The sequence below is a fragment of the Chryseobacterium sp. KLBC 52 genome (genome assembly GCF_003347605.1).
Lineage (GTDB): Bacteria > Bacteroidota > Bacteroidia > Flavobacteriales > Weeksellaceae > Chryseobacterium.
The window spans coordinates 249,534-262,422 of record NZ_QDFZ01000004.1; the positions used below are offsets into that span (position 1 = coordinate 249,534).

A 12,889-nucleotide genomic window follows, 5' to 3' on the forward strand; every position below is an offset into this window, starting at 1 on the left:
TTTTAGGGTTTGAGAATGGGAGAGTTTTAGAGTCTGAGCGTTAGAGCGTTGGTGGGTTTGAATATTTTTTTAATTTTAAAAAAATATTTGGGTATGTCGACAATTAAATTTCATCAGGGCTTAAAAGTTTATCAACAATCATTTGAAACAGCTCAGTTGATTTATGAACTCTCAAAATCCTTTTCAAAAGAAGAACTTTACTCACCTACAGATCAGATAAGAAGATCATCAAGATCTGTAACGGCAAATATTAGTGAGGCTTGGGGGAAAAGAAAATATGAAAAATCCTTCATCGCTAAGCTTACAGATTCGGAGGGAGAAGCGAGAGAAACCCAAACATGGCTTCAGTTTGCCTTTGCCTGCCATTATATGAATGAAGAGCAATATAATAATTTGCACAACAAGTATAACCAAATAATAGGGATGTTAGTTAACATGATGAGCCAGTCAGAAAAGTGGTGTTCATTTTCTTCGGTGAATAAAGAAGATAATAATTTGTAAAACGCTGTTCAGACTCTCAAACTCTTATACGCTAATACCCTCAAACTTATAAAAAATGCAAACAACAGATACCGTATTAATGATAGAACCGATTGCATTCGGTTACAATGCTGAAACAGCGAAAAATAATTATTTCCAGGTAGAACAGACAGGTTCTGATATCCAGTCAAAAGCTTTGGCTGAATTCAATACTTTTGTTGGAAAACTGAGAGAAAAAGGAATCAATGTGATTACCATAAAAGATACTTTAGATCCACACACACCGGATTCTATCTTCCCAAACAACTGGGTAAGTTTCCATAAAGATGGGAAGGTGGTTTTATATCCAATGTTCGCCTCCAACAGAAGAGTAGAAAGAAGAGAGGATATTATTGAAAGCATCCGGAATCAGGGATTCGAGGTAGCTGAGATTGATGATTGGTCCTTTTCAGAAACTCAGGGGCATTTTCTGGAAGGAACGGGAAGTATGATTTTTGATCATGATAACAAAATTGCTTACGGTTCTGTTTCTTTGAGACTGGATGAAAAACTGTTCAGAGAATTCTGTACAAAATATGGATTTACTCCCGTTGTTTTCCATTCTTTCCAAACAGTAGGAACAGAAAGACTTCCTATCTACCATACCAATGTAATGATGTGTGTCGCAGATCAATTTGTTGTAATCTGCCTTGACTGTATCGATGATGAGCTGGAAAGAGAAAAAGTAACAGAAACGATTAAAGGCTCAGGAAAAGAAATCATCGAAATTTCTGAGGAACAGATGCAGCAGTTTGCAGGAAATATGCTTCAGGTTCAAAACAAAGACGGTGAAAAATTCCTGGTGATGAGCCAGACAGCCTATCAGTCTTTATCTTCAGAACAGGTGGCTGCTATCGAAAAATACTGCCCGATAATCTATTCCGACCTGAATACCATTGAAGTAAATGGTGGAGGAAGCGCAAGATGTATGCTTGCTGAGGTTTTTCTTCCAAAAAAATAATATATTTACGAAAAAATTAATTGAACCCATTATCAAGTAAAGGTTTACATATTCTTCTGACTTTGGAAACAGAGTCAGAAGATTTGTTATTAGACAGCAAAGGATTTCTGGAGTTTACAGAAGATATTCTGAAAACCAAAGAGGTAGAAATTGTAGGAGTAACCAATCATATTTTTGAGAATGAGAGTTTTACTTCCGCAGTCATCCTGAAAGAGTCTCACCTTTGTATCCACACGTGGCCGGAGTTTAAACAGCTTACTTTTGATGTTTTTCTTTGCAATTATTCGCAGGATAATACCACTAAAGTAGAGCAGATTGCAGATGAAGTGGTTCAGTATTTTAAAGCTAACACCATTCAGAAACACAAAATTTACAGATAACAAATGCACTACGTCTGCCCAGCATGCGAATCAGAAAATACATTAAATCTCACTTTTCCTATTGAGGAATATGTTTGTAAAACCTGCTCTCATCTCATTGATGTCGCAGGAAATAAAAAGATTAAACATTTGAAAATACCGACAGAAAACGTTGTCTTGGATGTCGGACAGAAAGGAAAAATTGAAGGTGTAGAATATACGGTCGTTGCGATTACCATCAAAAAATACGGAAACAGTATTTTCTGGCGGGAATATTCTTTAAAAGACAGCAAAGGAAATGATGCTTTCCTGAGCGAGAGTGATGGGCATTGGGTTTTACTGATTTCTATACATCCTGATGATTTTAAAGGTAAAGATTCGAAATTACCCACCTATGCCGGACGAACGTATCGCTGGTATGAAAACACTCCATGCACTATTGATGCTGCTGCCGGTTTTTTTGATGAACACCTGGATTTCAGCATTGCGACCTACAAAGAATATGTCAATGGAACCCGTATGATCTCTCAGGAGAAGACCGCTAAGAAAAGCCAGTATTTTTATGGAGTTCACATTTCAAAATATGACGTTAAAAGAGCTTTTAAAATAGCTCACATGCCGTATTATACAGGGGTTGGAATTGTTCAGCCTTATTATTTTGATATGAAACAGGCTGTAAACATTTTTTGTGTGGGCGCATTAATGATATGTCTGCTTCAGCTGAATGTGTACATCTCAAGAACAAACGAAACTGTTTTTGCGGAGACCATCAATTTTGCTGATGTAAAAGACAAAGAAATGGTCAGCAAAAGTTTTACCCTTTCAGGAGGCTCAGCACCATTAAAAGTGAATGCATTTTCCGGTGTTGATAATTCCTGGGCTAATGTTCAGCTAAGCCTTGTCAATGAAAATACCAATGAAATTGTCTATACCTCGAAAGATATCGAACAATATCATGGGTACGAAGATGGGGAAAGCTGGTCAGAAGGAAGTCAGTCTGAAGAATTTAATCTTTGTGGAGTAAGTTCTGGGCAATATCACTTTCTTATTTCAGCAGAAAAAGAAGGATCTTTATTGCCTGCGTTTTCTGGTCTTCAGTCACCGGATTCAAGGGTATTAATCTCCAGGGATAAATCAGGAACAGTAGAGGTAACCGATATCTATAAAGGACAGCCTATCACTTTCATAGATGGAAAGACTTTAGAAAAAGATACGACAGAACTAGGTAAACTGGTGAAAGCTTCCTTTGGAACTTCAAAAATAGACTCTCTTATCAATGCTGAAGGTCTAAGACTTACAACAGATCCTATTTCAAATAATACCTATATACAGCTCAAAGCGACCTGGCTTCCTGTTTCATTCTGGAACTTCGGATTCATTTTATTCATAATGATTGCACTCTTTGTCGCCATGTGGATAGGAAAACATTTCTTTAATGTGAATAAATGGAAGAATAGTTCAAACACCCCATATGCCACATCATGATGAACAATATTTTACATTATATAAGACAAAACTGGATGCTCTGCCTGATTGGAGGGTTTTTCATGACCTGGTTTGTTTACCTTACCTACCGGGGAAATCAGGTCTGCGATTGTGCCAAAACGGAAACATACCGCGACGGAACTACAAGAAGCCATTCCAGAGTAGGATTCTACAGATACTATCACAAATAAAAATATAAAAACTATGGACAACATCAATTTCTTACCCATATTGAACTCGGTTCTTTACTCATTCTTAGGAATCGCAATTCTGCTTGTATGCTATTTCATTATTGAAAAGCTTACCCCGGAGAAAACATGGCATGAGATCGCTCAGAACAAAAACATAGCACTGGCTATTGTTTTCGGAGCATTTATCATCGGAATTTCAATGATCATAAGTGCGGCAATTCATGGATAAGAAGAGGATTCCTCTTGAGCTGCTTTTATTGTTTTCAGTATTCGTCATTGCTACATGTGGATTGATTTATGAGCTGGTGGCCGGAGCCCTGGCGAGCTATCTTTTAGGAGACTCTGTAAAGCAGTTTTCTTTCATTATCGGGGTATATCTTTTTTCAATGGGCGTAGGTTCCTATCTTGCGAAATTCATCAAAGGAAATCTTATTGATAAATTCATTGAGATCGAAATCCTGGTAGGAATCGTAGGAGGAATCAGTTCCGTAGTGCTGTTTATTTTATTTAATACACTAGCACACTTTGAAAGCGTTCTATACCTTTTTGTCTTTTTCACAGGCTGCCTTGTCGGAGTAGAAATTCCGCTTCTGATGAACATTCTGAAAGACAGAGTTCAGTTTAAAGATTTAGTTTCAAATGTCTTTGCGTTCGATTATATAGGAGCTTTATTAGCATCGATTCTTTTTCCGTTGGTTTTGATTCCAAAATTAGGAATTGTAAAGACACCTTTATTTTTCGGATTGATCAATATCTCTATTGCGATATTTCTATGCTATTACCTTACAAAGGAATTATCAAAACCTTTATCTCTCAAAGTAAAATCTATAGCAGCATTTGCATTCTTGCTGGGACTTTTCTTTTTCTCAGATACGATTCTGTCTTATTCTGAAGAAAAATTGTACGGTGAAAATGTGGTTTATACTAAAAGTTCACCCTATCAAAGAATCGTTTTAACGAGGAATACGCACGAGTTTCGTTTATATCTGAATAACAACTTACAGTTTTCTTCCACGGATGAATACCGTTATCATGAAGCTTTAGTACATCCGGCGATGTCTATGGCAAAAAATATTGATAACGTTCTGATTTTGGGAGGAGGTGATGGCTTTGCAGCCAGAGAGGTATTGAAATACAAAGACGTTAAAAAAGTAACCCTTGTGGATCTTGACGGGGAAATGACTCAGTTTTTCAAGACGAATGAAACCATGCGCAGGCTGAATCAAAATTCTTTTTCCAATCCAAAAGTAGAGATCATCAATAAAGACGCGTACATCTGGGTAAAAGACAGCAAAAAGAAATTTGACGTTATCATCATAGACTTTCCGGATCCGTCCAATTACAGCTTAGGAAAACTTTATTCCCTGCAGTTTTATAGAGAACTGGAGAAGCTGACAACACTTGATACTAAAATTGTGGTTCAGACCACCTCTCCGTATTTTGCTCCGAAATCTTTCTGGTGTATTGAGAAAACAATCAATCAGATTTTTCCTTTCACTGCTGCATATCATACCTATGTTCCGTCTTTTGGGGAATGGGGATTCTCAATGGCTTCATTTGAGCCCATCAACAACAGAGTCTACAGAAAGCTTCCCGGCTTAAAATATTATGATTATAACTTTTCACAGATGTCTTATTTTAATAAAGATATGAAAGTGAAAGACATAGAAGTTAACCGTCTGGACAACCAGATATTAGTTCGTTATTTCGATGAAGAGTGGGGGAAAGTACAGTAGAAAGGATTTTCTTACAACTATATTTTTAGGTAGCCTTATGCTTCCCTTTTTGCAGTATTGCGGAAAGAAAGTAAAAGCTTTGCTGTTGAAAATTACCGGGACAAACCATGTTCTTGGCCACAAGTTATGGGCAAAAAATTTTCCACAGTTTTCACAAGTTATCCACACAAAATATCTTATCGTGGGTGGTGGGATTTCCGGGCTTTCGGCATGTCGATTCTTCAGTCAGAATAATGAACAGGATTATCTTCTCCTTGAAATGGAAAACCATCTGGGAGGAAATTCTTCCAACGGACAGAATTCATTTTCAAAATTCCCTTTGGGAGCACATTATTTACCTTTACCCAATAAGGAAAACGTAGAAATAATAGATTTCCTGAAAGAATGTAAAATCTGCCTGGGAACAGAAGAAAACGGAGAACCCATTCTTGATGAATACCAAATGACTTTTCCACAGCAGGAAAGACTTTTCTATAAAAATTCCTGGCAGAATGATATTGTACCTCAGAAAGGTATTTCAGCAGAAACACAACAGGAGCTTAGCCGTTTTTTTAAGCTGATGGATGATTTTCGCGTAAAGAAAGATCCACAGGGGAAATACTGGTTTGCCATTCCCGTACATGATTCCAGCAGAGAAGATGAGGTGGTGAAACTTGAAAAAATCATTTTTAAAGATTGGCTTAAGGAAAATAATTACCAGTCGGAAGAACTTCTCTGGTTGCTGGATTATTCCTGCAGAGACGATTTCGGATTAGGAATTGACTATGTTTCAGCTTGGGCAGGTATTCATTATTTTGCCGGAAGAAAAAATAACTGGAGTACGAAATATAAAGATCAGGTATTCACCTGGCCGGAAGGAAATGCAAGACTGGCAAAACATTTTTCAAAATATACAGAGGGAAAACACATGCCAGAAAACTTAGTTTTTGATGTGAAAATCAATGATAAAGTTGAGGTATTGAGTTTTGATAATACTCAAAAGAAAACAAAAAAGATCATTGCAGATAAAGTACTGTTTGCATCACCGCAGTTTGTGAATGAGAGAATTTTTAATCAAAGAAGAGCATCATCATTTCATTATGTGCCGTGGCTTTTAACAACGATCACGTTAAAGAATGAATTTGGTGGAGATGAAGAACTGGCCTGGGATAATGTAATCTATGGGACTTCAGGATTAGGTTATATCTTTGATCAACATCAGAATCTGAACCAGATCATAGGTGAAAAAGTAATTACCCATTACAAGAGCTTTTCAACGCCAGACTGCAAAAAAGCGAGGAAAAAACTTTATGGAATGAAAGAATCTGAACTTAAAACTTTAGTTTTGGATGATCTGAAGAAAGCCCATCCATTGATAGAAGATTTCATCCTGGAAATGCAGTTTCATAAAATAGGACATGCGATGATTGCTCCCGTTCCCAATCAAATTTTTGGTGAAGAAACCCAAAAAGTAAAAGAGTCCATAGAAGGAAAAATTTTCTTCGCTCATTCTGATCTTTCGGGAATCTCTATTTTTGAAGAAGCCTTTTATCAGGGAATCCGGACTGCAGAACAAATGATACAATAATACAATGAAACAGCCGTGGATACATAATGCAAAAACAGACTGGTGGTTTATTTTATCACCACCTTTTGTTGTATTGCTGATTATATTTCTTTTTCAGAAACAGATTCAGGGGCTGGAAAATCACTATTCCTTTTACACATGGCTTTTCCTGATCGTTTTTGTGGATGTGGCTCACGTTTATTCTACGCTGTTCAAAACGTATTTCGTAAAGGGAGAAATACAGAAAAATAGATGGCTTTATCTCGGAATTCCTGCGGTAAGCTGGATTTTGGGAATCATCCTGTTTCAATTTGGGACTTTGACATTCTGGTCGGTCCTGGCACTGGTTGCCGTTTTTCATTTTATACGCCAGCAATATGGTTTTATGAGAATTTACGCCCGCTTTGAACCGAATAACTGGAGCAAAAGAATAGATGAGGTAGCCGTTTATTCCGCAACTATTTTTCCCATGTTGTACTGGTTTAAAACTCCCCGTGCCTTCACTTGGTTCGTCAACAACGAGTTTGACTGGCTTCAGAATCTTCCGGATTATGTTCCTTTAATGACCGTTATTTATTCTGCCATTCTGATTATTTGGATTATTAAAACTGTTGTTGAAGCCTTTAAAACAAAAAAAATTAACATTCCGAAAACAGCACTGATCACCGGAACTTTTCTTTCTTGGTATTTCGGGATTGTTTACTTCAATAATGATCTTCTGTTTACTTTTCTGAATGTGGTTTCTCATGGTATTCCTTATATAGCGTTGATTTATATCCGGGAAATACAGCAAAAAGAAAATCATCAGCTGAGTTGGATGCATATTTTTAAATCTTTTTCAGGAATATTTCTCTTTGTCGGCGTCATTTTATTGTTCGCTTTTCTGGAAGAATTTTTATGGGAAACTCTGGTCTGGAATGAACATTTTTCCTTGAATTTAATGATCTCTGAAAATCTGTTTCAGTTCCTTGTTCCGTTGTTAGTTGTTCCCCAGCTTACCCATTATCTGCTGGATGGCTTTATTTGGAGAAAACCCAAAAAGTTGCCTAACTTTGTCTCAATCTTTAAAATCTAAAAATGAGACAATATTTTCTGTCACTGGCAATCTTTCTCGGAATGATGGTGGGTGCTCAGCAGAAAACATTCTGCAATCCCATCAATATCGATTATGGGTATACTCCGTTTGAAGTTTTTTCAAAACAAGGGAAACACCGTGCTACAGCAGATCCGGTGATTGTTAATTTTAAAAATAAACTGTTTCTTTTTTCTACCAACCAGGAAGGATACTGGTATAGTGATGATATGTTGGACTGGAAGTTTGTGAAAAGGAAGTTTTTAAGAGATAATAAATACATTCACGATCTTAATGCTCCGGCAGTTTGGGCCATGAAAGATACTTTATACGTGTATGGCTCTACCTGGGAACAGGATTTTCCGATCTGGAAAAGTACAAATCCTACGAAAGATGACTGGAAAATAGCAGTGGATACTTTAAAAGTAGGAGCGTGGGATCCGGCATTTCATTATGATGAAGATAAAAATAAACTGTATCTCTACTGGGGCTCAAGTAATGAATGGCCATTGCTGGGAACAGAAGTAAAAGTGAAAAATCTTCAGTCTGAAGGTTTCGTTAAGCCCATTATTAAACTAAAACCTGAAGATCACGGATGGGAACGCTTCGGGGAATACAATGACAATGTTTTTCTTCAGCCTTTTGTAGAAGGAGCGTGGATGACGAAACACAACGGAAAATATTATATGCAGTATGGTGCTCCGGCAACAGAATTCAGCGGATATTCCGATGGAGTGTATGTAAGTAAAAATCCTTTGGAAGGCTTCGAATATCAGCAGCATAATCCTTTCTCTTATAAACCGGGTGGTTTTGCCAGAGGTGCAGGGCACGGAGCGACATTTGAAGACAATTACAAAAACTGGTGGCACATCTCCACCATTTTTATCTCTACCAAAAATAATTTTGAAAGAAGACTGGGAATCTGGCCTGCTGGGTTTGATAAAGACGATGTGATGTATTGTAACACAGCTTATGGGGATTATCCTACTTACCTTCCGCAGTATGCACAAGGGAAAGATTTTACAAAAGGTCTTTTTGCCGGATGGATGCTGCTGAATTATAATAAACCGGTTCAGGTTTCATCTACTTTGGGAGGGTATCAGCCTAATTATGCTGTAGATGAAGATATCAAAACGTACTGGAGTGCCAAAACCGGAAATTCCGGGGAATGGTTTCAGACAGATTTAGGGGAGGTTTCCACGATCAATGCCATTCAGATCAATTACGCAGATCAGGATGCTGAGTTTATGGGGAAAACTTTTGGAAAAATGCATCAGTATAAAATTTATGGTTCTAATGATGGAAAGAAATGGAATGTAATTGTGGATAAAAGCAAGAATACAAAGGACGTACCTCACGACTATGTGGAACTTGAACAACCTGCAAAAGCCCGTTTCCTTAAAATGGAAAACCTGAAAATGCCTACCGGAAAATTTGCATTAAGCGGCTTCAGAGTATTTGGAAAAGGAGCAGGGAAACAGCCTGCTAAAGTGGAAGGGTTTGTGCCTTTAAGAGCTGACCCGAAAAAATATGGTGAAAGAAGAAGTATCTGGATGAAATGGCAGCAGAATCCTGAAGCGGATGGCTATGTAATCTATTTTGGAAAAACTCCCGATAAATTGTATGGAAGCATTATGGTGTACGGAAAGAATGAGTATTTCTTTACAGGGGCAGACAGAACAGATGCCTACTACTTCCAGATTGAAGCTTTTAATGCCAATGGCGTTTCTGAAAGAACAGCCGTTGCAAAATCTGAATAAAATTCAATTTTAAAATAAAAAATAACACGTTTTGGAGAATCGGAACGTGTTATTTTTTGCCAATATTTTTAATTAAGGTTTCAATTTTATCAATAAGAAATACATCATTTGGATGTTTATCCCAATCCAGATGTCCTCCATTGAATTGATAAGATTCATGCATAACATGGCTGGCAGTCAATGCTGAATCAAGCCTTTTTTCCTGTGTAGACGGAATTACACGATCCGAATTTCCATAGTACGACAAAGTAGGAGGGGAATCGCTTTTTATCCATTTCACAGGACTGGCAAAACCTATCTTTGATATTCCGGTTTTAGTTATTCCCGGATCCACAAGTCTGCTTTCCACAAAAGAATATTCCTGATAATTTTTAAAACCCGGGTCCGCAAGATCTGCAGGACCTACAATATTAATGACAGCTTTTACTTTTTTATCTGTATCAAACTTGTAGGCATACAGCATCGATAAATGGGCTCCGGCGCTGTTGCCTAATAAAATCAAATTGGGATGGTAGCCTAGTTTATTTTTTAATAATTCAGTTACTCTTTTAATATCATCAGTTTGGTTTGGAAGTCCAAATTGGGTAGCTGAAGCTAGTCTGTAGTTCATATTAACGAAAATATGATCTGGAAATTTCTGCATCATAGAGAGTGTGAAAAAGGTGAGCTGCGATTTATCTCCAGCCCTCCAACCTCCACCATGAATTACAATAAAAACATCCTTTTCTTTATCCGTTTTTTTATGTGGCATATAGAGATCCATAATCTGCTTTGGATTGTTTCCATAGTGAATATTTTCCTCCTTATCAAAATGGATATCATGGCCAAGCTTTATCTTTTTTTCTTTGCAACCTGTCCATATAAAAAGGAAACTGAGGGATATCAAAATAATTTTTATATCTTTTTTCATAATGATTAAATATAAAAAATCCGCTGAAAAGAATCAGCGGATACCGTAAGAATAATTAAATATGAAGAAAGATAATTCTCTATCTTGTTCTGCTTTTGATGGCATCTGACGCCCCTTCGATATCTCTTACCTTTTTCACTTTCTGGTTTCCGAAATTGTAGGTAAGGCTTACGATTAAACTTCTGTTGTAACGGTTTTGGTGGATATAATTATAATTTCCGTTCTCCTGAAAGTCTTCAATTTTAACAATGTTGGTATTCAGGACATCATTGACATTCACTGCAAACGTCCAGTCGTTCCACATTTTTTTAAGACTGAGATCCAGACTCATTAAGTTTTTCAGTGAACCAAGCTCAATCTGCTGTTTGTCTACGAAGAAATAATTAAGTCCGAAGAACCATGTTTTCTTTTTATCAAGACGAATGGTGTTGTTGGTCTGGATCAGAAGACTGGTAGAATTCGTTTTATTGGTGTAGGTAATAAAGTTTCCATTAGGCCCTTTTTGATCTTTGAAGCGGTCTCCGGTCGTAGGATCAGTATCAAGACTTCCATTGTTAATATTATGCTGCACTCCGATATTGAAGTTGGTTGTCCAGTACTGTTTGAAAAACGACTTCTGAATACCTACCATGGCCGACATTTCCTGTTTATTTCCAAAATTGGTTCTGATGTATCTCAATGCCGGGTTATCACCAATTTTACCATCCGGCGATACCGGATATCCCTGAAGCGGAACCTGGGTGATCACATCATGAATGTAAGAGTGGTTTAAAATCAGGAAATACGAATTTTTGAACATATAAGTAAGCTCCTGATTATAAGTAGAAGATGCTTTTACAAACGGGTCATTCTGAGTATAATTATCATCTGTAAGAATATTCCTTACCGGATTAAGTTCCCAGAAACTGGGTCTTCTCATTCTGCTTGAAAAGGAATAGGAAATATTGTTTTTATCATTAATTGCATAATTCAGGCTTAGGTAGGGAAGAAGGTTTTTGTAATTTCTCTCAATTCTTCTAAGGGCTTCTGTGGGAGCATTGTCAGAAGTTCCAAGACTGTTGGTGATCTCGTATCGGGCCCCAACTTTTCCTGAAAGTTTGTCGGAAATCTTTTTCTCAACGGTAAGATACATTCCGTAGATGTTTTCATCATAGATAAAATGGTTGGGTTTTGAATCCGGTGCTGTTACAGGATTAAAAGAGTAAGTGATGTTTTTAGAATCGTTATCTGTTTTTGTTTTGTTATAATTTCCACCGATGGAAACGGTAAGATCATTTTTAAACTTTTGATTATAATCCACCATTCCGGAGAAGTTATTAATGATCTGTGGAAGGTCCTGAATAACTTGTTTTGTTCTTGCTCCCACAACTCTGTCAATATCTGAAGCAAAGGTTTGGTTATCTGTGAACTGAAATCTTCTGTAGTTAAGATAAGCAGCATTTACATTCAGTTTACTGCCTAAAGAATCTGTTTTTAATTCATAATTTAAATTCACAGAATTGTTATAAGATCTTGTATTCTCTCTGTTTTTAGACCACGTATATTCCGTTTTCGTTTTTTTTATGGTATTGAATAAATCTACCGTTGAATTATAACTTTTATTGGCCCATGTATTCCATGATAACGCAAGATTGCTTTTGTCGTTCAGCTGATAATCAATATTCAGATAACCTCCTATATTTTTATTCGGATCGTCAATATCTCCAGTAGATTCGTTGGAAGTTGTTGAAGTTCCATTTCTTAATGTATATGTTTGTGCCTCTATATTTTCACCACCGCTAAGACTGGCACTTACTCCCAGCTTGTTTTTTCTGTAGTTGGCTGAGAAACTTGCCTGACTTCCGTTATACTTATTGGTTGTGTTAGACATTCTCATGTTTCCGTTGAGACCGTCACTCATTTTCTTCTTTAAAACGATATTGATGATTCCATCAGAAGATTCTACCTGGTACTCGCTGCCTGGAACAGTAATGACTTCAATTTTCTGGATATTTTCCGCCGGAGTATTTTTCAGAAACTGAGCCAGAGACTCAGAATCCATATTGCTTTTTCTTCCGTTGATATAGATCAGTGCATTATTCTTTCCTGCGATTTTCAATGTTTTATCATCTGTGGAAGATAATAATGGGGTCTGCTTCAGAAGATCAAAAGTGGTGTTTCCTTTGGCAACTGGTGATGCTGCGACATCGTATACAAAACGGTCGCTTTGCTTTTTGAAAACCTGCTTGGTGATGGTAACACCTTCTATGTTTTTTGTTTTTGCCGTATCAGATTTCTTCTCTTGTGCAAATGCACAGGTACCGAATACAATAGCCATTGACAAAATTATACGTTTCATGTTGTTTTTATT

At 37.0% G+C, this 12,889-nt stretch carries 12 protein-coding genes; 10 read left to right on the top strand and 2 right to left on the bottom strand.

The genetic code is table 11. The features are described 5' to 3' along the window. The first annotated feature begins 93 nt into the window (after positions 1 to 93). From DDF69_RS06050 to DDF69_RS06095, 10 genes are all read left to right on the top strand, one after another. Complete coding sequence (locus DDF69_RS06050) at positions 94 to 501, top strand: four helix bundle protein (RefSeq protein ID WP_185144317.1); 408 nt, start codon at positions 94 to 96, stop codon at positions 499 to 501. Positions 502 to 556: 55 nt separating this feature from the next. Next, positions 557 to 1,480, top strand: a complete 924-nt coding sequence (ctlX, locus tag DDF69_RS06055; protein WP_114819963.1) for a citrulline utilization hydrolase CtlX — start codon at positions 557 to 559, stop codon at positions 1,478 to 1,480. A gap of 20 nt (positions 1,481 to 1,500) precedes the next feature. Next, entirely contained in the window at positions 1,501 to 1,860 is a 360-nt protein-coding gene (locus DDF69_RS06060; protein ID WP_114819964.1) for an S-adenosylmethionine decarboxylase family protein, read from the top strand. A 129-nt stretch (positions 1,861 to 1,989) separates the two neighbouring features. Then, on the top strand, positions 1,990 to 3,324 hold the full coding sequence (locus DDF69_RS06065) for a DUF4178 domain-containing protein (protein ID WP_228411930.1): 1,335 nt from the start codon (positions 1,990 to 1,992) through the stop codon (positions 3,322 to 3,324). Then, positions 3,321 to 3,515 carry a hypothetical protein gene (locus DDF69_RS06070; protein ID WP_185144318.1) on the top strand — a complete coding sequence of 65 codons (195 nt, stop codon included), beginning with the start codon at positions 3,321 to 3,323 and terminating at the stop codon, positions 3,513 to 3,515. Before DDF69_RS06065 ends, DDF69_RS06070 begins: the two co-directional genes overlap by 4 nt. Positions 3,516 to 3,528: 13 nt before the next feature. Beyond that, the gene (locus DDF69_RS06075) at positions 3,529 to 3,744 is read left to right on the top strand and encodes a DUF350 domain-containing protein (RefSeq protein WP_045491052.1); all 216 of its coding nucleotides are present in this window, start codon (positions 3,529 to 3,531) and stop codon (positions 3,742 to 3,744) included. After that, on the top strand, positions 3,737 to 5,251 hold the full coding sequence (locus DDF69_RS06080; RefSeq protein WP_114819966.1) for a polyamine aminopropyltransferase: 1,515 nt from the start codon (positions 3,737 to 3,739) through the stop codon (positions 5,249 to 5,251). Before DDF69_RS06075 ends, DDF69_RS06080 begins: the two co-directional genes overlap by 8 nt. A gap of 37 nt (positions 5,252 to 5,288) precedes the next feature. Further along, the gene (locus DDF69_RS06085) at positions 5,289 to 6,818 is read left to right on the top strand and encodes an NAD(P)-binding protein (protein WP_228411931.1); all 1,530 of its coding nucleotides are present in this window, start codon (positions 5,289 to 5,291) and stop codon (positions 6,816 to 6,818) included. A gap of 4 nt (positions 6,819 to 6,822) precedes the next feature. Next, on the top strand, positions 6,823 to 7,872 hold the full coding sequence (locus DDF69_RS06090) for a hypothetical protein (protein WP_114819969.1): 1,050 nt from the start codon (positions 6,823 to 6,825) through the stop codon (positions 7,870 to 7,872). Between the two features lie 2 nt (positions 7,873 to 7,874). Beyond that, positions 7,875 to 9,629, top strand: coding sequence for a discoidin domain-containing protein (locus DDF69_RS06095; RefSeq protein ID WP_114819970.1), 1,755 nt, complete (start codon positions 7,875 to 7,877; stop codon positions 9,627 to 9,629). 49 nt (positions 9,630 to 9,678) lie between these two features. On the opposite strand, the gene DDF69_RS06100 is transcribed toward DDF69_RS06095, so the two are convergent. Then, positions 9,679 to 10,539: an alpha/beta hydrolase gene (locus DDF69_RS06100; protein ID WP_114819971.1), complete on the bottom strand. Its 861-nt coding sequence runs from the start codon at positions 10,537 to 10,539 to the stop codon at positions 9,679 to 9,681. Positions 10,540 to 10,618: 79 nt separating this feature from the next. After that, on the bottom strand, positions 10,619 to 12,877 hold the full coding sequence (locus tag DDF69_RS06105) for a TonB-dependent receptor domain-containing protein (protein ID WP_114819972.1): 2,259 nt from the start codon (positions 12,875 to 12,877) through the stop codon (positions 10,619 to 10,621). Between the last annotated feature and the right edge of the window lie 12 nt (positions 12,878 to 12,889).